Annotated in this window: 23 protein-coding genes; 13 read left to right on the top strand and 10 right to left on the bottom strand. The window is 34.9% G+C overall.

Annotated elements, in window-relative coordinates:
• Nucleotides 1-108: 108 nt before the first annotated feature.
• The 3 genes from C1A40_RS09960 to xrtF all read right to left on the bottom strand — a co-directional run bounded on the left by C1A40_RS09960 (nucleotide 109) and on the right by xrtF (nucleotide 1,545).
• On the bottom strand, nucleotides 109-510 hold the full coding sequence (locus tag C1A40_RS09960; RefSeq protein WP_102995776.1) for an HYC_CC_PP family protein: 402 nt from the start codon (nucleotides 508-510) through the stop codon (nucleotides 109-111).
• A 68-nt stretch (nucleotides 511-578) separates the two neighbouring features.
• The gene (locus C1A40_RS09955; RefSeq protein ID WP_102995775.1) at nucleotides 579-1,007 is read right to left on the bottom strand and encodes an exosortase F system-associated membrane protein; all 429 of its coding nucleotides are present in this window, start codon (nucleotides 1,005-1,007) and stop codon (nucleotides 579-581) included.
• A complete protein-coding gene (xrtF, locus tag C1A40_RS09950; protein WP_102995774.1) occupies nucleotides 994-1,545 on the bottom strand; it encodes an exosortase family protein XrtF in 552 nt (183 codons plus the stop codon). Before xrtF ends, C1A40_RS09955 begins: the two co-directional genes overlap by 14 nt.
• 136 nt (nucleotides 1,546-1,681) lie before the next feature.
• Here xrtF and C1A40_RS09945 point away from each other — a divergent pair, with 136 nt between their 5' ends.
• The 8 genes from C1A40_RS09945 (at nucleotide 1,682) to def (ending at nucleotide 10,417) form a co-directional block, all read left to right on the top strand.
• Nucleotides 1,682-2,137 (top strand): GAF domain-containing protein, encoded by a 456-nt coding sequence (locus tag C1A40_RS09945; RefSeq protein ID WP_102995773.1) that lies wholly within the window; start codon nucleotides 1,682-1,684, stop codon nucleotides 2,135-2,137.
• Between the two features lie 219 nt (nucleotides 2,138-2,356).
• Complete coding sequence (gene purH, locus C1A40_RS09940) at nucleotides 2,357-3,889, top strand: bifunctional phosphoribosylaminoimidazolecarboxamide formyltransferase/IMP cyclohydrolase (RefSeq protein ID WP_102995772.1); 1,533 nt, start codon at nucleotides 2,357-2,359, stop codon at nucleotides 3,887-3,889.
• Nucleotides 3,890-4,080: 191 nt separating this feature from the next.
• Entirely contained in the window at nucleotides 4,081-5,109 is a 1,029-nt protein-coding gene (locus C1A40_RS09935) for a rod shape-determining protein (RefSeq protein WP_067144647.1), read from the top strand.
• Between the two features lie 18 nt (nucleotides 5,110-5,127).
• Nucleotides 5,128-5,952, top strand: a complete 825-nt coding sequence (gene mreC, locus C1A40_RS09930) for a rod shape-determining protein MreC (protein ID WP_102995771.1) — start codon at nucleotides 5,128-5,130, stop codon at nucleotides 5,950-5,952.
• The gene (locus C1A40_RS09925) at nucleotides 5,945-6,451 is read left to right on the top strand and encodes a rod shape-determining protein MreD (protein ID WP_102995770.1); all 507 of its coding nucleotides are present in this window, start codon (nucleotides 5,945-5,947) and stop codon (nucleotides 6,449-6,451) included. The genes mreC and C1A40_RS09925 overlap by 8 nt, the downstream gene beginning before the upstream one ends.
• On the top strand, nucleotides 6,448-8,403 hold the full coding sequence (gene mrdA / locus C1A40_RS09920; RefSeq protein ID WP_102995769.1) for a penicillin-binding protein 2: 1,956 nt from the start codon (nucleotides 6,448-6,450) through the stop codon (nucleotides 8,401-8,403). Before C1A40_RS09925 ends, mrdA begins: the two co-directional genes overlap by 4 nt.
• Nucleotides 8,384-9,661 carry a rod shape-determining protein RodA gene (gene rodA / locus C1A40_RS09915; protein WP_102995768.1) on the top strand — a complete coding sequence of 426 codons (1,278 nt, stop codon included), beginning with the start codon at nucleotides 8,384-8,386 and terminating at the stop codon, nucleotides 9,659-9,661. Before mrdA ends, rodA begins: the two co-directional genes overlap by 20 nt.
• Before the next feature lie 117 nt (nucleotides 9,662-9,778).
• Nucleotides 9,779-10,417, top strand: coding sequence for a peptide deformylase (gene def / locus C1A40_RS09910; RefSeq protein WP_102995767.1), 639 nt, complete (start codon nucleotides 9,779-9,781; stop codon nucleotides 10,415-10,417).
• Here def and gldC read toward each other — a convergent pair.
• On the bottom strand, nucleotides 10,414-10,752 hold the full coding sequence (gldC, locus tag C1A40_RS09905) for a gliding motility protein GldC (protein WP_067144659.1): 339 nt from the start codon (nucleotides 10,750-10,752) through the stop codon (nucleotides 10,414-10,416). The two genes, def and gldC, sit on opposite strands and share 4 nt — an antisense overlap.
• On the bottom strand, nucleotides 10,752-11,708 hold the full coding sequence (gldB, locus tag C1A40_RS09900) for a gliding motility lipoprotein GldB (protein ID WP_102995766.1): 957 nt from the start codon (nucleotides 11,706-11,708) through the stop codon (nucleotides 10,752-10,754). The genes gldC and gldB overlap by 1 nt, the downstream gene beginning before the upstream one ends.
• Nucleotides 11,709-11,800: 92 nt before the next feature.
• On the opposite strand from gldB, the gene nadE reads away from it, so the two are divergent.
• The gene (gene nadE, locus C1A40_RS09895) at nucleotides 11,801-12,586 is read left to right on the top strand and encodes an NAD(+) synthase (protein WP_102995765.1); all 786 of its coding nucleotides are present in this window, start codon (nucleotides 11,801-11,803) and stop codon (nucleotides 12,584-12,586) included.
• Between the two features lie 106 nt (nucleotides 12,587-12,692).
• Nucleotides 12,693-13,322 (top strand): response regulator, encoded by a 630-nt coding sequence (locus tag C1A40_RS09890; protein ID WP_102995764.1) that lies wholly within the window; start codon nucleotides 12,693-12,695, stop codon nucleotides 13,320-13,322.
• On the opposite strand, the gene dnaG is transcribed toward C1A40_RS09890, so the two are convergent.
• Nucleotides 13,317-15,275 carry a DNA primase gene (gene dnaG, locus C1A40_RS09885; RefSeq protein WP_102995763.1) on the bottom strand — a complete coding sequence of 653 codons (1,959 nt, stop codon included), beginning with the start codon at nucleotides 15,273-15,275 and terminating at the stop codon, nucleotides 13,317-13,319. The genes C1A40_RS09890 and dnaG overlap by 6 nt on opposite strands.
• Before the next feature lie 258 nt (nucleotides 15,276-15,533).
• On the opposite strand from dnaG, the gene C1A40_RS09880 reads away from it, so the two are divergent.
• The 3 genes from C1A40_RS09880 to C1A40_RS09870 are packed head-to-tail and all read left to right on the top strand — an operon-like array spanning nucleotide 15,534 to nucleotide 18,875.
• Nucleotides 15,534-16,976, top strand: a complete 1,443-nt coding sequence (locus C1A40_RS09880; protein WP_102995762.1) for a circularly permuted type 2 ATP-grasp protein — start codon at nucleotides 15,534-15,536, stop codon at nucleotides 16,974-16,976.
• Nucleotides 16,977-16,990: 14 nt separating this feature from the next.
• Nucleotides 16,991-17,917 carry an alpha-E domain-containing protein gene (locus tag C1A40_RS09875; protein WP_102995761.1) on the top strand — a complete coding sequence of 309 codons (927 nt, stop codon included), beginning with the start codon at nucleotides 16,991-16,993 and terminating at the stop codon, nucleotides 17,915-17,917.
• 4 nt (nucleotides 17,918-17,921) lie between these two features.
• Entirely contained in the window at nucleotides 17,922-18,875 is a 954-nt protein-coding gene (locus C1A40_RS09870) for a transglutaminase family protein (RefSeq protein ID WP_102995760.1), read from the top strand.
• Nucleotides 18,876-18,923: 48 nt separating this feature from the next.
• Here the strand turns inward: C1A40_RS09870 and C1A40_RS18650 are convergent, their stop codons facing one another.
• From C1A40_RS18650 to rlmN, 4 genes are all read right to left on the bottom strand, one after another.
• A complete protein-coding gene (locus C1A40_RS18650; RefSeq protein WP_277871400.1) occupies nucleotides 18,924-19,355 on the bottom strand; it encodes a DUF2254 family protein in 432 nt (143 codons plus the stop codon).
• A 53-nt stretch (nucleotides 19,356-19,408) separates the two neighbouring features.
• Nucleotides 19,409-20,176 carry a DUF2254 family protein gene (locus C1A40_RS18645; protein ID WP_277871374.1) on the bottom strand — a complete coding sequence of 256 codons (768 nt, stop codon included), beginning with the start codon at nucleotides 20,174-20,176 and terminating at the stop codon, nucleotides 19,409-19,411.
• A gap of 83 nt (nucleotides 20,177-20,259) precedes the next feature.
• Nucleotides 20,260-21,237, bottom strand: a complete 978-nt coding sequence (locus tag C1A40_RS09860) for a polyprenyl synthetase family protein (RefSeq protein WP_102995759.1) — start codon at nucleotides 21,235-21,237, stop codon at nucleotides 20,260-20,262.
• Between the two features lie 46 nt (nucleotides 21,238-21,283).
• Nucleotides 21,284-22,324, bottom strand: a complete 1,041-nt coding sequence (rlmN, locus tag C1A40_RS09855) for a dual-specificity RNA methyltransferase RlmN (protein ID WP_102995758.1) — start codon at nucleotides 22,322-22,324, stop codon at nucleotides 21,284-21,286.
• Nucleotides 22,325-22,598 lie beyond the last annotated feature (274 nt).

The raw sequence follows: 22,598 nt of genomic DNA, 5'->3' as shown, positions 1-22,598 counted from the left end.
GATATATAATTTTTAATTCAACTAATTTTCGTGGTTACAAACCACTTTCCACGCTTAACAATTAAAGTATGCGTGTTCTTTTTAGAACATTGGATAATGAATTATAAATCAAATGATGAAAACCTGATCTAACACCTGAATATCGGAAACTATAAGGGGTGGTGAATAATTGGCGTGCGGAACCTTTTGTTTTGGTAAACTTTCAAAACCAAATATAAGGCTATAGGTGAAGGCGTAAAGAAATTGTTGCTGCTCTAAATCTAAATCATCTATAGATGACATACTCAGTTCATCTTGCCCTACAACAACATCAACTTCATCTTTACAACAGTTTTTCTTCTGAAGTGTCTCTAAAGCTTCCATTTCGCATTTTTCAGCTTCAACAAAAACCCCAACATCTACTAACACATCACCGCAAAAATGTTTTTCAACAGTAAATGAAACCGTTGAAAACAATACGATTAAGGCTAACAAACTTGTAAACACTTTATGTAACATTAACTTTATCACGCTACAAAACTACAAAAATGACTAACTAATAAATGTTTTTTTAAAATGTTTAACATTCTAAAAGACTTTCATTTTATCATTTTTTGGTAGTAAAATGCTGGCAAAAGCAATATTAAAATGATGGGTTGAATTAAAAACCGTCGTACATTAAAAAACATGTAATAATCCTCTTGTCTAGGATGCACTACAAAATATAAATAGATTAACATAAGAACGATAAAAGCTAATACATAAATAACTGCAGAAAACTTAACGATGTTTTTGTCCGTAAATATCACAGCTATGATAGCTAACGAAATTATACTATTTAAAAAATACCTCAAGGAAGTAAAACCAACGAGTTTAGCCAATTCCCTGCGTGGGCTATCGATATATAAATAATCATTTTTAAAAAAAGACAAATACGGATCGTAAAACAGGATGCCTTCAAAATATCGAATTAATATTAGCAATAGAAATAGAACAGAAAGCAGTATCATTTTATTAATTCGCGACATTACTCTTCTTTAGATTAGAAAACATATTAACCCAAATTACCCAAAGTAAAAATACCATTCCATAAATAATTCCTGGAAAAATGATATTGTGCAAGACCTCTTCATACTTTGGATAATGAAACATCCCTATCCCCAAAATGGTGATACGAAATAAATTTACGATATAAATAAAAACGCTTCCCGTTAGCACATAAATAAGGGTTGGTTTTAGTCTTGTTGAAAATGCTATAATAAAAGAAGCAAATAATATAATAACACTAAAGGCATTACAACCTTCGACAATACGCGCTAAATACTGCCCATTTACAATAAGTTTTAAAGAGGGCTCATTAGGATGCTTAACTACCTCACTAGAAAAACCAAAAAACTCTAATAATTCTACACATTGTAATCCTACCAAATGGGTTAAATAATCAGGATAAAAAACGCTGCCATCGGAAAGCTTCAAATAAAAACTATAAATAACCGATAAGGTAATATATACCACTAAAAAGGTGATTATAAATCTAATAACCGCCTTGTTTTTTTTAAAAGAGATGACACTGATTTTTCTTCAATTTTTATATTTTCGACTCCTTTGTCACAGAATTTCCGATTAAGAAATGTATTAATCTTATCTTAATGAAAGATCAAATTACGTCTTTTTAAATACTTTTACCAAAACTTTTAAAATTATGATTTTTGAAGCATTAAAACCACAAGTCGAAGCCATTATTTCAAATAAGATAAAAACGGTTGATGAACGCTTATTCAGTATTTGTGAATTACTTAAAAAAAACATTGCCTATTACAATTGGGTAGGCTTTTATTTTAGTCACCCTTCAAAAGAAGAACTTCACCTGGGTCCTTATGTAGGCGAACCTACAGATCATACAATTATTCCCTTCGGAAAAGGTATTTGCGGGCAAGTCGCTTTAAGTAACAAGAACTTTGTTGTGCCCGATGTAAAAGCTCAAGACAATTACATTGCTTGTAGTATTACGGTAAAAGCTGAAATAGTTGTACCTATTTTTGTAAGTGGTAAAAATATAGGGCAAATTGATATCGACTCCAATACGGCCGATCCTTTTACAGAACTAGACGAGCAGTTTTTAGAATTTGTTTGTGAAAAAGTAGCAACTATACTATAGTAAATTAAAAACATAACATAGCCTAGTTGTTTTCAACTTAAAATTCAGAAATTCATCTCTAAAACATTAATCCTAATCGTCTTTTTTTAACAATTCAAGGCTAGTTTTTTAGAAGAAATAAGTACTTTTGCACTTATTTTAGAAACCCAGTGCAACACACTGATAAACAACGTAAAGTTATTTTTAATAACGGACAATTAAAAACATAACACATTAGGAATGAGCAACGAGAAAACAATTAAGTCGGCCTTAATTTCAGTATTCAGTAAAGATGGTTTAGAACCCATAGTTAAAGAACTTAACAAACAAGGTGTTACCATTTACTCTACAGGTGGTACAGAAAAATTTATAAACGATTTAGGTATTAACGTTGTTCCTGTTGAAGATGTTACCTCGTACCCTTCTATTCTTGGTGGACGTGTTAAAACATTACACCCGAAAGTTTTTGGTGGTATTTTAAATAGACAAAATCATGAAGGTGACGTTGCTGAATTAGCAGAATACGACATTCCACAAATTGATGTAGTTATTGTTGACTTATATCCTTTTGAAAAAACCGTAGCTTCGGGAGCAAGTAACCAAGATATTATTGAGAAAATTGATATTGGTGGTATTTCTTTAATTCGTGCTGCGGCAAAAAATTATGCTGATGTGATTTGTGTATCTTCAGTTAACGATTATGCTGAGTTTTTAGAAATTATTTCTGAAAACAACGGAAGCATTTCTGAAGAAGACAGAAAACGTTTTGCTGGAAAAGCCTTTAACGTATCTTCACATTATGATACGGCCATCTTCAATTATTTCAACCAGAATAATGAAGAAACCGTTTTAAAAATTAGTGATCAAAACGGCAAAATGCTTCGCTATGGAGAAAATCCTCACCAAAAAGGTTTTTTCTTTGGAAACTTTGATGAATTATTCACAAAACTTAACGGTAAAGAATTAAGCTACAACAACTTATTAGACGTTGATGCTGCTGTTAACTTAATGAATGAATTTAAAAATGATGCACCTACTTTTGCCATATTAAAACACAACAACGCCTGTGGATTAGCACAGCGTGACACTCTACATCAAGCATATGTAGACGCTTTAGCTGGCGATCCTGTTTCAGCTTTTGGAGGTGTTTTAATTTGTAATACAGAAATTGATTTAGCTACAGCAGAAGAGATTCATAAATTATTCTGTGAAGTGGTTATAGCACCTTCTTTTTCAGCGGAAGCTTTAGAATTACTTCAAGGTAAAAAGAATCGCATTCTATTAGTAATTCACGATATTGAATTACCACAAACCAATGTTAGAAGCTGCCTAAATGGTGTTTTAGTTCAAGACAGAAACAACGTTACAGATAAAGCTGATGATCTTACAAACGTAACTAATTTAGCACCAACGCAAGCTCAAATTGACGATTTGTTGTTTGCTTCAAAAATTTGTAAGCATACCAAATCGAACACGATTGTACTTGTAAAAAACAATCAATTATGCGCTAGCGGTACTGGACAAACAAGTCGTGTAGATGCCTTACAACAAGCCATTCATAAAGCAGAATCCTTTAACTTCGATTTAAATGGAGCGGCTATGGCAAGTGATGCATTTTTCCCTTTCCCTGACTGTGTAGAAATTGCTAAAAATGCTGGAGTCACATCGGTTATCCAACCAGGCGGATCTATAAAAGACCAATTAAGTATTGATTATTGCAACGCGAATGATGTGGCTATGGTTATGACAGGAACCCGTCATTTCAAACACTAAATAATAAATAAAAAATGATCTCATCGGTTTTTAAATGTATTTTCCTAGCATCTAAAAACCGATGAGTGTCGTATAAGATTCAGAACATATATTTTAATCATAAAATGAAGTCGGTAAAAGGTGTATATTTATATACTTTTATTACATTTACGGAATTCGATTTTAAACTACTTTTAAACTATTATTAGCACATGGGCTTTTTTGACTTCCTTACCGAGGAAATAGCGATGGACTTAGGTACCGCGAATACTCTTATTATACACAACGACAAAGTCGTAGTTGATGCGCCTTCCATAGTTGCTCGAGATAGGATTTCAGGAAAAATTATAGCTGTTGGACAAGAAGCCAGCTTAATGCAAGGTAAAACTCATGAGAACATTAAAACCATTCGCCCGTTAAAAGATGGTGTGATTGCCGATTTTGATGCTTCCGAGCAAATGATGAGTATGTTTATTAAAAATATTCCAGCGTTAAAAAAGAAGTTCTTTACCCCTGCCTTGCGATTGGTAATCTGTATTCCTTCTGGAATTACAGAGGTTGAAATGCGCGCCGTAAAAGAAAGTGCAGAGCGTGTTAACGGAAAAGAAGTTTACCTAATTCACGAACCTATGGCTGCGGCTATTGGCATTGGAGTAGACATCATGCAACCTAAAGGAAATATGGTGGTCGATATAGGTGGTGGTACTACCGAAATTGCTGTTATTGCTCTTGGTGGTATTGTTTGCGACAAATCGGTTAAAATTGCAGGTGATGTATTTACTAGTGATATCGTGTATTACATGCGTACACAACACAATTTATATGTTGGTGAACGTACTGCTGAAAAGATAAAAATTCAAATTGGTGCCGCTACTGAAGACTTAGAATTGCCCCCAGAGGATATGAGTGTTCAAGGACGAGATTTGCTAACGGGAAAACCGAAACAAGTATCTATTTCTTATAGAGAAATTGCGAAGGCTCTGGATAAGTCAATTTTAAGAATTGAGGATGCCGTGATGGAAACTTTATCTCAAACCCCTCCTGAATTGGCTGCAGATATTTACAATACAGGAATTTACTTAGCCGGTGGAGGCTCTATGCTTCGTGGTTTAGATAAACGTTTGTCTCAAAAAACAGATTTACCAGTGTATATTGCCGAAGATCCTTTACGAGCTGTTGTTAGAGGCACAGGAATTACACTTAAAAATTTACCTAAATTTAAAAGCGTATTGATAAAATAAGATTCTTTATAAAACACCATGCAACAAATTATTAATTTTATAATTCGGTTTAAAAACTTTTTACTGTTTTTGTTGCTGTTTTGTATCGCGCTTACCTTTACTATTTTATCTCATTCCTACCATACCAGTAAGTTTATTAATTCTGCTAATTATTTCACAGGTGGTTTTTACGAATCTTTTCATCATATTAATAGGTACTTAGATTTAAACACGCATAACGACTTATTAGCCGAGGAAAACAAAAACCTTCGTGACGCTTTATACAACAAGGTCCTTACAACTGATTCTACTTTTATAGACACCGCCTCATATGAACGTAATTATAAAGTCTATACCGCAGAAGTTATAAAAAACAGCTATTCCATATCCAATAACATCATTACTTTAAACAAAGGGTATTCTGATAGCATCCAACAAGATTTTGGGGTTATTTCCTCAAAAGGAATTATTGGAATCATAGAAAATACAAGTGCTAACTATGCTAGCGTGCTCTCTATTTTAAACACGACTAGTAGGATTAGTGCTCAATTAAAAAAAACCAATCACTTTGGCACTCTATTTTGGGAAGGCGATTCGCCTGCTTTCATTAAGCTAATTGATATTCCTAAAATAGCTCCAGTACAAGCTGGCGATACCATTATTACATCAGGCCGTTCATTCATATTTCCTAAAGGGGTTCCTATTGGAACCATAAGCCATTTTAATTTAGATCGTTCTGAAAACTACTATGAAATTAGCGTCAAGTTATTTAATGACATGACCAATCTTGAACACGTTTATATTATTGAAAGTTTAGGCGCTGAAGAAATCAAAAACCTTTTAAACGACAATGCCGATGAATAGTATATTATCTGTCCATACCGTTCGTTTTATCGTTCTGATTATTTTTCAAGTATTAGTGCTAAATCACATCAATTTTTTAGGATATATAAACCCTTACCTATACATCCTTTTCATTGCCTTATTTCCTATAAAAAACAACCGTTTAATTATTATTATACTCAGTTTTTTATTAGGACTGATTTTAGATATTTTTCTAGATTCAGGTGGTATTCATGCTGGAGCATCGGTTTTTATCGCATATGTAAGGCCGGTATTTTTGAAATTTGCATTCGGTAGTATGTATGAACATCAAGTTATTAAATTTAATACTGTAGAGTTTGGTTCCAAGCTAACTTATTTCTCACTACTTACTGTAACGCATCATTTTATTCTATTTTTATTAGAGGTTTTTAGTTTTTCAAAAATAATTTTTATACTAGAAAAAACGTTATACTCAAGTATATTTACTATTTTATTAGGCGTTTTAATGACCATTATTTTTAGTCGAAAAATTAAATGAGACAATTTTTATTATTTATAACCATAATTGTAGTTGCCCTAATATTTATTTCTAGACTTTTTTACCTTCAAATTTATACCGCAGGTTCTCACAGTCTTTTTGAAGATAATGCTATTAGGAAAGTTTACGACTACCCAAAACGAGGCTTTGTTTACGACCGAAACGGCCAACTCCTTGTTGCCAACCAACCATCTTACGATGTGATGGTCATTCCTCGTGAAGTAGAACCTCTAGACACTTTAGAGTTCTGTTCATTATTAAAAATAGATAAAGAGCGCTTTCTAAAACAATTTAACAAAGCCAAACATTATTCTCCTAGGCTGCCTTCTGTTTTTGTTTCACATTTATCCAAAGAAGATTATGCTGTATTACAAGAAAAGATGCGCAAATTCCATGGGTTTTATATTCAAAAACGATCTCTAAGAGATTATGAAACCAGTATAGGTGCAAATGTTTTAGGCGACATAGGCGAAGTAAACAATCGTATTATAGAGAAACAGCCTTACTACAAAATGGGCGATTTAATTGGGAAACAAGGTGTTGAAGCTTCTTACGAGAAAACCCTACGTGGTGTTAAAGGCATCAAATTCATTCAAAAAGATCGTTTCAATAGAGACATTGGCCCCTATAAAGACGGGCAATACGATACCATTCCTGAGCCCGGAAAAGATATCACTATTACCATTGATGCCGACCTGCAAGCCTATGGTGAAATCCTAATGAAAAACAAACGAGGAGGCGTTATTGCTATAGAGCCCTCAACTGGTGAAATTCTAGCTATGGTTGCAGCACCTACCTACGACCCCAATATATTAGTTGGAAGGGACCGCTCTAAAAATTTCACAAAACTCTATAACGACTCCATAGCCAAACCGCTTTTCAACAGAAGTTTGCAAGGTGTTTACTCTCCGGGTTCACCTTTTAAATTAATGAATGCTCTAATTTCTTTACAAGAAGGGGTAATGTCACCTCCAGATATCGTTACATGTTATCGAGGTTATCATTATGGAGGAAGCTTCATGAAATGCCACTGTGCTTATGGTACCAGGAATAATTTAATTTCAGGTATACAACACTCCTGTAATGCATATTTCGCTACGGTTTATCGTAAAATATTAGATAAAAACGGAAATGCTTCGAAAGGCATAGATGTTTGGGCCGAACATGCTAAAAGTTTTGGGCTAGGAGAATACTTAAATAACGATTTATTTGTTGGTCAAAAAGGAAGAATTCCGGACCGTGAATACTATAAATACGCCTATCCTAAATCATTTTATTCTTCATATACGGTTTCCAATGCTATCGGACAGGGTGAAGTTGCTACGACTCCTATACAATTGGCTAATATGGCCGCTGCCATTGCTAATCGCGGACACTTTTATACCCCACATATCATTAAAAAAATAGAAAACGAAACGTTACCTGATCAATTTACCGTGCCTAAACATACGACAATTGACAAGCAACATTTCGAGCCAGTAATTGAAGGCATGTTACAAGTATACAGAAGAGGTACGGCTGCTGCGTTACAAGTGAAGGACATTGATATTTGTGGTAAAACAGGTACTGTAGAAAATTTCACCAAAGTTGATGGCGTCAAAATGCAGCTCACCGATCATTCCATTTTTCTTGCTTTTGCACCAAAAGACGATCCGAAAATTGCTATAGCTGTGTTTGTTGAAAATGGTTATTGGGGAAGTCGATATGCTGGAAAAATTGCCAGTTTAATGATTGAAAAACATATTAAAGGCTACATCACAAGAACAGATTTAGAAACCTGGCTACTTAAACACAGCTTAGAAGCAGAGTATGCAAAACCATATTCGGGAAAACCTTTTGGAATAAACGGTCACTCTGCATTCCAGGTTGTTTCAGATGAGGAATACCACAAACTGAAGTCTAAAGTAGATGCACTAGATAATACGAAAAAGGATGGTAAGGGAGACAAATAGATATTTTAAATTCGATTGGATTACAATTTTATTATTTCTTTTATTAGCTGGTTTTGGGTGGCTAAATATACTATCTGCATCCCATGTAGGCAGCGAAGTAAATTATTTTGATTTCTCCCAACCTTACGGTAAGCAACTTGCTTTCATAGCCTTTACCCTTGTCATGATTGTTTTTATTTTAGCGATTGATGCCAAGTTCTATGAACGTTTTGCCAGCGTGATTTATATCATATCCATGCTCTCGTTGGTAGGCCTCTTTATTTTTGGAAAAAATGTAAACGGAGCTACCTCTTGGTATGGCATTGGAAGTTTTACCTTGCAACCTAGCGAATTTGCTAAAACAGCTACGGCCCTAGCTGTGGCTAAATACGTAAGTGACCTAAATACCAATATGGCGTTCTTTAAAGATCAGCTTAAAGTCTTGGCTATTATCGCAACGCCTGCAGTTTTAGTATTACTTCAAAATGACACAGGAAGTACTATTGTTTATGGCGCCTTCTTTTTTGTATTGTATCGCGAGGGTTTACCAAAATTTTATTTAAATATTGCTGTATCCCTCATTTTAATAACTGTTTTATCCCTGAAATTTGGAGCCGTTATCACATCGATCTTAGCTGTAATTGTCACCTTACTAATTTATTTTTTCAATAAAAAGAAATTTAGAATTTACCACATAATTTTAATTCTTATTGCTGCAATTACCATTTCATTTAGCATTAAAATATTTTACAACAATGTATTACAACCCCACCAAAAAGACAGAATAAGCTTATGGCTACGCCTTGAAAAAGATCCGCTAAAGCTTGAAAAAATGAAACATACCTTTGCATATAACCTTAACGAATCTGAAAAAGCTATCAGTTCTGGAGGCTTATCTGGCAAGGGCTTCATGCAAGGAACTCGAACTACAGGTAAGTTTGTCCCAGAGCAGCATACCGACTATATTTTTAGCACGGTTGGCGAAGAATGGGGTTTTATAGGGAGCAGCATGGTAGTGCTTACTTTTCTATTCTTATTATTAAGAATTCTTCATTTAGCTGAATTGCAAAAATCACAGTTTAGCAGAGTTTATGGTTATAGTGTAGCCGCCATTGTTTTTATTCATTTCATGATTAATATTGGTATGGTTATGGGCTTAATTCCAACCATAGGTATTCCTTTACCCATGTTTAGTTACGGAGGCTCCGGACTTTGGGCTTTTACCATTTTGATTTTTATTTTTGTGAAATTAGACTCTAACCGCATTAACGAGTGGTAAGTATTACGCATTAATAAGGCACTTCTTGACCGAAATGAGCATTATTAAATTGAGCCCGCAAGTCATTTATTTTAATTACATTACTGAAAAATCAATATTTAGTTAAATCCAAATTTGATGAAGTATTTATCTTTTTTACTACTAGCAGCGCTCCTTGCTGCGAGCTGTTCATCTTCACATTCTTTTACCGAAGAAGAAACAAAGCTCATTATGAACGCAGATAGCTTAACCCCTATGCGCGTATATAAAATTACCAATAAACAAGATTCTTTGCTTCTTCGAACCAAAAGTAAAGCGATAAAAGTAGATCCTACCAACCCTGTTATTAAACATTTTGTAAGCAGACTTTATGCTACCGTGCGCGATAGTATGTCTTTAGGAGTTGGTATTGCTGCACCACAAGTTGGCATTTTAAAACAAATTATTTGGGTCCAGCGCTTTGATAAGGAAAATATTCCTTTTGAAGTATATTTAAATCCCAAAATTACCCGTTACTCACAGAAAAAGCAGTCGGTAAAAGAAGGCTGTCTCTCCATTCCAAACCGTACTGACTTACTAAATTGTCGTTCTAAAAGTATAGACATTGAATACGACACTATGGAAAACGAGCACAAGAAAGAAACCGTTGAAAAATTTACAGCAGTTATTTTTCAGCATGAAATAGACCACCTCAGCGGCATACTCTATTTAGATCATCTAGAAAAAGAAATGCAAGACGCCAAAACCGCTTCTAAAAAAACAATCAATAAAGATTAATTTTTCTTCAGCTCCAGCTTTTCTGCAAAATAGTCGCAAAAATCCTTCATAGTCGCACTCATTTTTTCATCCTGCGTGGCGCGATAAAACGTATCACTCATCGACACTAAGGTTTGATGAAAAAACACTTTCATATCATCTACAGGCATATCTTTAGTCCACAAGTCGATACGTAGAGCTTCCTTAGCATTAGCATCCCAAACGGCAAGCATCATGGCTTTAGCTTCTTCATTAGTAATACCACCATCCTCAGCGGTCCAATGGAGTGTTTCCGGAATACGGTTTTCATCAAGTTCTACATTAAGTTCAATTCTAGATTTATGTGTATTAGCCATTATTTGTTTGGTTTAAACTTTGAATTATTAAAAATCTCTTCACTACTTTTTAGGAGCATGTCTTTAAAGGTCACCTCATTATTATCCATATAAGCTCTAACGATTTGCCAACCCATATATTGACCGATTTGTCCTGGGGAATCTGCATCAATTTCGGCAAGATAAAATTTAGAAAAAGGGGCAGGGTTTATAAAACGACTTGGAAGCTTAGAATCGGTACTAAATAAGAGTTCGCGTTCTACAAAATAACGCCAAATATAGGCTTCGTTAACTTGAGCCCAATCCAATTGCGCTTCCGTATAACCTATACGTTGGGCTTCGGTTTTAAATGGAAGAATAACATCTTTAAAGTAGAGCTGTTTTCCAGAATAAATCATTTCATCTAAAAATGATTTCCGTTTTGGCTGAAAGATAAACTTCTCGGAATACGCGTTAGCCATATCGACAACGATTTGCTTTTTATCCAGTTGCCCCCTTAAATACATGGGAATACTACCATAATATTTATGATCCCGCCCTAAATAAGCATCAAGAGCAATAACCGCAATGGTATCGGTAACGATGACACGGTTTCTATAATCCACATCATTTGTTACCGTAATCACGCGTGGCGTTTTAAATTCAGGGAAATAATATTTTAAATGATTAAATAGGGATTCGATTTCGAATTCTACAGAATCGAAATTAGAAAACGTGTGATGTACTTCACCAAACAATTCTATCTGCAAAGAATCTTCTTTCTTCTCTAACCAAAAGTCATCTGTATATTTATCTGAAAACAAAAACGGATATTCCTGCTTTAATTTTCCTAAGTTTTCGGGCGTAGTTTCTGCAAATAACCTATCAAAGCGCTCTACTTGTATATCTGTGTTTATTTTTGCTATGGTGTGCTCTAAAGCATTTTCAGTCTTACAAGAAACCACTGTTGCCATAATAAACACAACCAATAATTTCATTAAAAACTTAAAGGCCATAAATTTTTATTAATTAAGTGTTTGGGTTATTTTTGTTTGCAAAGGTACTATTCTTTGACTTAAATTCATTTAAAATGCAAACAGAAAAAGTAATTGATCACATCGTAAATTGGCTAAAAGATTATGCTACTAATGCTGGAGTAAAAGGTTTTGTAATAGGGATTTCAGGAGGCATTGACTCTGCAGTTACCTCGACCCTATGTGCCAAAACTGGACTTAATGTATTATGTATTGAAATGCCCATTCACCAAGCAGAGAGCCATGTGTCTAGAGCACAAGAACACATAGCACAGCTAAAAGATCGTTTTAACAATGTTAGCGATACCAGAACAGATTTAACACCTGTTTTTGAAGAATTTAAAACAGAAGTATTTTTTGATGGCGAACAGGCCACTATAGACATGGCTTTAGCCAATACGCGTGCTAGATTACGTATGACAACACTGTACTATTATGCAGGCCTTTACAATCTTTTGGTTGCCGGAACTGGAAATAAAGTAGAAGACTTTGGTGTAGGCTTTTACACTAAATATGGTGATGGCGGTGTAGATTTGAGTCCAATTGCCGATTTACTAAAATCACAAGTTTATGAACTCGGAAAAGCCTTAAATGTTCCTGAATCTATATTAAATGCCACACCAAGTGACGGATTATTTGGGGATGCAAGAAGTGATGAAGATCAAATTGGAGCGAGCTATCCCGAATTGGAATGGGCCATGCAAATGGACGCTGAAGGCAAGGTTTTTAGCGACTTTTCCGACAGAGAGCAAGAAGTGTTTAACATTTACAAACGTTTTAACAATGCTAACAAACACAAAATGATTCCTATACCAATCTGTGAAATACCTACAAATTTATAATAAGAATTGTAATTATTGTATAAAATCATTACTTTTGCAGTAAGCTTTATCTCTCAATGTAACTCGCTCTCTAATTTGTTACATAAAACGAAGCTCTCTTAAAATTATGATAAATTTATTAATAGCAGACAATCACCCAATTACGAGAAAGGGACTCGAAGTACTTTTCTCGGCATCTCCTAACATTAATATTGTTGGTAGTGTAGACGATGGCGATGCCATCTTAGAATTTGTAAAGAAGAACCCAGTAGACATTATTCTAACGGAAACCGATTTTCCAAAACTTAATGGATTAACGGTATTACGTTATTTGAAAAATGACTACCCGGACATTAAAACGATTATTTTTAGTGCTCAACCAGAAGAAGTTTATGCCATAAACGCCATAAAAGCTGGAGCATCAGGGTACTTAAACAAATCGGTTAATGTTATTACCATTAATGAAGCCATCTTAAAAGTTGCTGATGGCGGTATTTACTTAAGTAACGACCTCACACAGCAATTAGCATTTGGATCTCGAGTTAATAAAGGCGGGGCATTTTACAAAAAGCTTTCTACTAGAGAATCGGAAGTTTTAAAACTTCTTACAATAGGTAAGAAAAACAAAGAAATTTCGAAGGAACTAGATATTAACGAAAAAACAGTTAGTACTTATAAAGCACGTTTAATGCGTAAACTAAAAGTAACTAACTTGGTTGATTTAGTTAATCAAGCAAAACTGACTCAGCAGTTATAATACGCGGTTAAGTTTTCTTGACAACAACATTTTTAGACTCGAATAGTCTTTTACTTCTTCAAGTATATTTCTATTCGTGTCTATTTTATTTTTTAAGGTTTCCTGTTGGAAACCTTTTACTTTTTGATCAATTAAGAAACAACGCAAACTCAATATCGTTTCACTTACAATTTGAGCCACAGTAGCCTCCTTTTCTTTAGGAAAAATATCCATGCGATTCCAATTATCTAGCGTGTAACGCTCATCCTCCATTAGAATAGATGTGATTTCGTTAGCCATATCTTGATCTACAGAATTTACGAAAGATTTTAAATCGAATTCGACATCTTGATTTAACCTTTCAATAATCGTGTAGTAAATTAATTTAAACTGCGGATTACTAAATTCCATCTCATCATCTTGCAAATCCAAAAATATTTTTTCAAATACTTTAGCTTGTTGAATAACGGGTTCTAATTCCAATTCGCCACTCTCGGATTCCTTAAGAACTAAATCTTCAAAATCTTTAGTTTTATTACCATAAAGAAGCAACAGTTCAATTATTTTTCGCTCCAAAATGTACTGAACGTCAACTTTTTTCGGAGCCTCTTGGTTTTTTATTACTTCAAAAACCTGTTGATCCGGTTGTTCTCTTTTATTTACGTCTTGATGGTCCTTTTTATTAATCTGGGCTAAAGTTGAAAACAACACGGCTTCACTTATGTCCATGATTTTAGCGCATTCCTGAATGTAAATTTCCTTTTTTATACGATCGGGAATCTTAGAAATACTATTAACAATATCCCTAACGGTTTCTGCCTTTTTAATCGGATCATTTTTCGACTCCTCAAATAGCACTGAAGCCTTAAATTGAATAAAATCTTTCGCATTACTATTCAAATAATCCGATAGTTCTTCTAAGGTATTTTGCTTAGCAAAGCTGTCTGGATCTTCCCCTTCTGGAAACGTACAAACCCTAACATTCATTCCTTGCTCAAGAATTAAATCAATACCACGAAGCGAGGCACGCATCCCTGCGGCATCACCATCAAAAAGCACGGTGATATTTTTGGCTAACCTATTAATCAATCGAATTTGCTCGGAGGTTAATGCCGTACCCGAGGAAGACACCACATTATGAATTCCTGTTTGGTGAAACTGAATCACATCGGTATAACCTTCAACTAAATAGCAATTATCTTCTTTGGCGATACTTTGCTTAGCCAGATGAATACCGTATAACACCTTACTTTTATAGTAAATCTCACTCTCGGGAGAGTTCACATATTTGGCAGCCTTTTTGTCGGTAATTAAAATTCTACCTCCAAAACCTAAAACACGACCACTCATGCTTTTTATAGGAAACATAACGCGGCCTTTAAAACGGTCAAAACGCTTATCTTCCTTAACAATAGTGAGTCCGGTTTTAGCCAAATAATCGATGTTGTATCCCTTTTTTAAAGCTTCATCGGTAAAGGCCTGCCACTCATTTAATGAGTAACCCAGATCGAACTTATCTATAGTCTCTTCGGTAAATCCACGCTCTTTAAAATAACTAAGCCCTATAGATTTCCCTTGATCGGTTTTATGAAGAATATTTTTAAAGTAATGACTAGCAAACTCACTAACTAGATATAAACTTTCCTTCTCGTTTGCCTTTTCTTTCTGTTCATCAGACTGAACCGTTTCTTCAATTTCAATATTATACTTTTTTGCTAAGTACCTTAAAGCTTCAGGGTAGGTAAAATGCTCATGCTCCATTAAAAAAGACACGGCTGTTCCCCCTTTGCCAGTAGAAAAATCCTTCCAAATCTGCTTCACTGGCGAAACCATAAAACTAGGAGAACGCTCGTCGCTAAAAGGACTCAAGCCTTTATAATTACTCCCGGCTTTTTTTAATTGTACAAAATCGCCAATAACCTCCTCAACACGGGCGGTTTCAAAAATTTGATCTATAGAAGATGGTGATATCAAAATGTAGTTATAATATTATGACACAAAATTAAAGAATTCTATTCGTATAATTAACTTTAAACCAGCTTCATTCATAATACCCTTATATTACTAGAATTAGCCCTTACTAAATGAATAAATAACAAAATTACTATCCAAAATTCAGTTTTAACAATAAAATGTTTACCATTTTTTAAGAATTCATGATTAATTATTTGCTAACAATACAATTCGTTGAATTTAATTCAAATTTAACTATCTTTAAAAAAAGTGAAGCTAATGACCAATAAACAATTATTTTCTTCATACCAATTACTTCCTAACACTTGGGATGAAATGTACAGCGACAATAACAACATTCGTTCGCAGTACGAGATTATCAATGACTATTTACGAAATACGTCGACCAAAGTTTTATATAAAAAAGAAGAGCTTTCCAGACAGTTATTTATGAGTCAGGGTGTGACTTTTACCGTTTACAACAACAAAGAAGGCGTTGAAAAAATATTTCCTTTTGATATTGTGCCGAGGATCATTACCGCATCAGAGTGGGATCATATCGACAAAGGTATTAAGCAACGTTTAAAGGCCCTAAATTTATTTATTAAAGATATTTATCACGACCAGTTTATTATTAAAGATGGCATTATCCCTGCGGAATTGATATACTCCTGCCCCTATTTCCTTCGTGAAATGAAAGGTATTCATGTGCCTCATGACATTTATGTACATATTGCGGGGGTCGATTTAATTCGCAATAGTGATGGTGAGTTTTATGTTCTTGAAGATAATTTACGAACGCCTTCTGGTGTCAGTTATATGCTTGAAAACAGAGAAATTTCTAAACGTATCTTCCCTGGCATTTTACCTAAAAATAATATCAGGCCAGTATCAGACTATCCGAATTTATTATATCGAAAACTTAAGGAGCTATCCTACCAAAGTAATCCTAATGTTGTGCTTCTAACGCCTGGAATTTATAATTCGGCCTATTATGAGCATACCACTTTAGCTAGACTTATGGGTATAGAATTGGTTGAGGGCAGCGACTTGGTGGTTCAGGATCATGTGGTGTATATGAAAACGACCAGCGGACTGCAGCGGGTTGATGTGATTTACCGTCGTGTGGATGATGATTTTCTAGATCCCTTAGAGTTTAATGCATCGAGTGCTTTAGGTGTAGCTGGTATCATGGCAGCGTATAGAAAAGGCAATGTTAATATTGTAAATGCTCCAGGAACTGGGATAGCAGACGATAAGGCTATTTATATTTATGTGCCAGATATGATTCGATATTACTTAAATGAAGAACCTATTTTAAACAACATCAAAACATACCAACTTGCCAATCCTGAAGACTATAAATATGTAGTTGAGAATATAAAGAAAATGGTTTTAAAAAAGACTGATGGTAGCGGTGGTTACGGCATGCTCATGGGCCACGAAGCTTCAGATGAAGACATTGCCGATTATTTAGCTACGGTAAACAAAAAACCAGAAAACTTTATTGCTCAACCCATACTCAGTTTATCTACCGCACCGTGCTGCATCAATGGCGTTTTATCGCCAAGATGTATCGATTTAAGGCCCTTTGCTTTAACAGGCACCGATGGTATCGATATTACACCAGGTGGCTTAACTCGTGTAGCCCTAAAAGAGGGTTCGTTGGTGGTAAACAGCTCGCAAGGTGGCGGTAGTAAAGACACCTGGGTTATTCAATAATTAAAAAATAAAATATGCTTAGTAGAGTTGCAAATAATTTAATTTGGTTAGAACGTTATATGGAGCGCGGCCATGGCATATTGAGTTTGCTTAAAGTTAATTTTTATGCAAACCAAGATTCTCCAGAGCTTTTTCCATGGACACCCATTATAAAAAATTACACCGATTTAAATAACACTTTTTATACAGAGAATACCGTAGAGTGCCTAGATTTCATGGTTTTTAATGCAGAAAATCCTAATTCCATTTTAAATATTGTTACCCGAGCCAGAGAAAACGCCCGAGGTGTACAAGAACATATTTCTAGAGAATTATGGATTTGCTTAAATAACTACTACCTTTTTCTAACTAAAAAAAACCTGCGTAAAAAACTTATTAGCGGAGACCCTATAGAATTTATAGACAACCTACGAAATTTTCACTTGATGTTTTATGGTACTATGGATATCACTCAAGAGCGCGGGGCTCCCTATTATTTTTTAAATCTAGGCAAGTACTTAGAACGGATGATTTTAGTTTCCGATTTTACAGCGATTAAATTAACGGAAATATCCAAAACTACCGATAAACTAGAACAGAGTTTCTATTGGAAAAACTTACTACTCTCTATGGGAGGTTACCAGTTATATTTAAAAAAATATAAATCGGCCTTTAAAGAAGACCATATTATATCGATGGTTTTTCAAGAAAAGCTTTTTCCCAGATCGCTGTATTATTGCGTTAACAAATTAAACTTTAGCGTTGGAAAACTTATTGATGGTGGCCAATTAGGAAAAAACCACATCGAATTTTCTTTAGGAAAATTAGAAAGCACCATTAAATACACCACTATTGAAAGCATTAATAATCAAGGTCTTGATAATTTTATAACACAAATTAAAAAAGACATTCGAGATATTTCAATTAATATAAACACCATCTATTTTTCTGAAATTAATTAGACTTATGCCAACATTTTATATCAAACATCTTACGGAATATAATTATAGCGATTTGGTTTACGATGCCGCAAGTCAAATTATGCTAAACCCTATTCAAGACGAATACCAAAACATTCCTTCGCATACATTAAGCATAACCAATAATCCTAAAATTGAAACGCGTAAAGATTTTTACGGTAATACCGTGGCCACTTTTATGATTATCGAACCTCATAACCAACTCTCTATCATATCGGAAATTGAGGCCGTAACCTTCGAAAGAGCCTTACCAGATGACCAGGCGCCACTAAAGCAACAGTGGGATACTTATAAACAATTACAATACAGTCCATCTTTTATGGATTTTCTAAACCATAAACCTTTCGATGGTACAAGTGTAATTTCAAGTTTTATAAACGACGAAAAACTATTGAGCAGCTCCCCTTTTAAGGCTACTATGAGTCTGTGTGATTACGTTTACAACAACTTTAAGTACATACAAGGCATTACCAATGTGGAATCGAACCTAAATGATATTTGGGCCCTAAAAGCAGGAGTATGTCAAGATTTTTCAATATTATTAATTCAACTGGTGAAAATGCTAGGCATACCTGCGCGTTATGTTAGCGGTTATATTTGTCCGAATCAAGCCGGTTCTCGGGGTGAAGGTGCCACCCATGCCTGGGTAGAAGTCTATATTCCCTTTTACGGTTGGTTAGGTTTAGACCCAACAAATAATGTGATTGCTAATCAATATCATGTACGTTTGGCTGTGGGGAGAAATTTTAAAGATTGTACGCCCGTTAAAGGTGTTTATACCGGTCAAGCCGAAGAAGACCTATTCGTTAAGGTTGAAATTAATACTACCAAGAGTATGCTCAATCCAAACCTTTATCATCATAATGAAGGAGAACACGTAAAGAATCGAAACAGTTACAGACAAAGTCTTCAAAACATCCCAAACCAACAGCAACAATAAATAAAAATTGAGATGTGTTAACCTATAAGAACAACCCAGCTGAAAAATCTATTTTCTAAACAAAGATGCTTTTTCTAAAATTTCGAGGTCTTCTTCCATATCCATGGCGATTTGAGCTCTTGTAAAAGCATATTTAGAATGTTGCTTTGAGGCCGTTTTTATAGCGTCATGATTTATCTTTTCTAAAGCACAAAATGTCTTTTGTAGGCGTAGGATCACTTCCATAAATCCAGTACCATCTCTAGAAATTGGCTTAAAAGCATCATCAAAAAAGTTACTTATTTCTATTTGAGCAATTTCCAAACGATCGTATAACAGGTCATTTTCTGTGTTTTCAGGATTGTTCCATAAATAAAATAGCTTCTCATGACAACCAATAATTTGAATAGCGGTTCCCGGATCATTAATCCAAGTAGACAAGGCTCTACTTGCAATTTCTGTTAATGTTATGAGTCCGAATCGTGGATCTCCATCAAACAGCCTGGCATGGCCAATTTCTATGGTTTTATTTATTTCCTTTTCAACCTCCTGAGCTATTTCAGAGCCGCCGGTTGAACGTATATGTACGATCTAAAATTTTCATTTACAAATTTTCCGAGCAAGCAATTCAATCTAATTTTTAAATCTAAGGATTCTGCCAACTCCTGTAAAGTCTCCATGTTTATCTTTTGAACATAGCCCGTTTTATGTTCCAATATGGCTTGTCCACCTATAAATTTTACAGAAATAGGTAAGGCATTCCGTAGCGGATTTTTAATATACTTGGATAAGGATTTCACCGCCACTTCTTCAACTTGCAAAATAGTATGCTCTAACCTGCCCAATCTTGAAATACGGTCTACCCACCTTAAAAAAATGAGAATCACTGCGGTGAAAAATATCAAGGTAATCACAAACAGGATAAACTTTCCTGCTTTATTGTAATAGCCATTGCCTAAGGCCACAGTGGCTACAATACTGAATATAAAGGTTCCTATAAATGTTGAAAGCGCGTATTGGGACACATCATCGGTAATGATAATTTTAAACGAACGTGGTGTTGCCGTCCTTCCTGCTGCTGAATATGCCGACAGCATAGAACCTACAGCAAAAATGGCGATTACCAACATACTCCCTGATAATATATCCAAGAGATCTTCAATCGATTCTGTTTTAATTTCGGGAACCAAATCGTTAAGTGCCGTATCATCGGCTTGATACGCAAAAAGCGCTGCCGCGACCGATAATACACAGAAAACAAAAGGCCTAAACCATAAATGTTCTTGAATTCTATTAATTAAAATAACAAACTTTGTTTTCATAGCTTGATAAAAAATTGATGTGAAATGTCACAACGTACCAAGCATGAAGTTACGTTTTCTTTTAGTAAAACGATAATTTAATGTTACTTCTTCCTATCAATCACATAATTGACCATAAGCTCTAAGGAATCTTTATATTTTGAGCTTGGGTAGGTATTTAAAATCTGAAGTGCTTCAGCTTGGAATTGTTTCATTTTTTCAACAGCGTAATCTAAACCACCGTTATTTTTCACAAAAGCAATCACTTCTTTAACACGTTTTGTGTCTTTATTATGATTTTTAATGGAGTTGATCAACCATTTTTTATCTTCTTTAGAAGCTTGATTTAGTACATAAATCAAGGGTAGCGTCATTTTTTGCTCCTTAATATCGATACCTGTCGGTTTCCCAATTTTAGTATCGCCATAATCAAACAAGTCATCTTTAATTTGAAAGGCCATACCAATAAGCTCTCCAAATTTACGCATGGTTTCTACATGGGTAGATTCTGGTTTTACCGAAGCAGCTCCCAAACTGCAACAAGCAGCAATTAAAGTTGCGGTTTTCTGACGAATAATTTCGTAATAAATGTCTTCGGTAATATCTAGTTTTCTAGCCTTTTCAATTTGAAGCAGTTCACCTTCGCTCATCTCACGAACAGCAATAGAAATGATTTTAAGTAAATCAAAATCATTGTTATCGATGGATAACAACAGGCCTTTTGACAGTAAAAAGTCGCCAATTAAAACGGCAATTTTATTTTTCCAAAGGGCATTTACAGAGAAGAATCCGCGACGACGGTTACTATCGTCCACTACATCATCATGAACCAAAGTTGCGGTATGTATAAGCTCAATAACCGAAGCTCCGCGGTAGGTGCGCTCGTTAACCTCATCGATAGAGACCATTTTAGCCACTAGAAATACGAACATGGGTCGCATTTGCTTCCCTTTTCGATTTACAATATAAGTGGTAATGCGGTTAAGTAAAGCCACTTTACTAGACATTGATAACAGGAACTTTTGCTCGAAAAGATCCATTTCAAAGGCTATGGGCTGTTTAATTTGCTCTACTATTTTCAAACTCTGCGATTAAGAAGATTCAAATATAAGGATTGAAAATAATATTTTAAGATTTATTCGCTAATTGTCCGCATGCAGCGTCGATATCCTTACCACGACTGCGACGTACATTTACGACAATTCTGTTTTTCTCTAAGGTGGAAATATAATTTTCTAGAGCATCGTTACTAGCCTGCTGAAATTCGCCATCATCTATAGGATTGTACTCTATAATATTTACTTTACAAGGCACATATTTGCAAAACTTCACAAAGGCATCGATGTCTTTTTGAGTGTCATTAATCCCCCTCCAAACAACATATTCGTAACTTATTTTACGTTTTGTTTTGAGGTACCAATATTCTAAAGCTTCGCGCAAATCATTAAGCGGAAAGGTTTCATTAAAAGGCATGATGGCGGTTCTAACCTCATCAATGGCAGAATGCAGGGATACGGCTAAATTAAACTTCACGGCATCATCGGCCATTTTTTTAATCATTTTTGGCACGCCTGAAGTAGAAACCGTGATACGTTTTGGCGACATGCCTAAGCCTTCTTCCGAAGTGATTTTATCGATGGCTTTAATCACGTTATTATAATTCATGAGCGGCTCACCCATACCCATAAAAACGATATTACTTAAGGGACGGTTATGATACAAACGACTTTCGTTATCAATGGCCACAACCTGATCATAAATTTCATCAGGGTTAAGATTTCGCATGCGTTTTAAACGTGCGGTGGCACAGAATTTACAATCTAAACTGCAGCCCACTTGACTGGAAACACAAGCTGTTGTTCGGGTTGCGGTTGGAATTAAAACGGACTCTACAATTAAGCCATCATGAAGGCGAACGGCATTTTTAACCGTACCATCATTACTGCGTTGCATGGTGTCCACTTCGATATGATTTATAACGAAATTATCCTCAAGCATTTGTCGTGTTTCCTTTGAGATATTAGTCATATCATCAAAAGTATGTGCCGATTTTTGCCAAAGCCACTCGTAAACTTGATTGCCACGAAAAGCTTTATCGCCTTCTTTTACGAAGAATTCTCGAAGTTGCTCCTTAGTTAGTGCGCGTATGTCTTTTTTCCCTGTTGCCATAGTGCTGCAAAAATAGTGAAAATTAAAACCTACTTGATTGTATATAGATGGAAAGTATAAAAACACCTCCCTTAATCCCTCCTTGTTAGGAGGGAAACTGTTATGCTTGAGTTTCCCCTCTAAAAAGAGGGGACTAAGGGGTGTGTTTGCGAAAAGTTTATAGCAATGGAATTTAAACAACAATTAAACCTCTAAAAATCATCGACACGAATACAGAAAGAAATACCTAACTTAATTAAACGGTGTAAATACAATATCACTTATTCTTTAGATG

Origin of the sequence: Tamlana carrageenivorans, assembly GCF_002893765.1 — a bacterium.
Classification (GTDB): domain Bacteria; phylum Bacteroidota; class Bacteroidia; order Flavobacteriales; family Flavobacteriaceae; genus Pseudotamlana; species Pseudotamlana carrageenivorans.
This window is presented reverse-complemented; position numbering and strand designations above follow the sequence as displayed.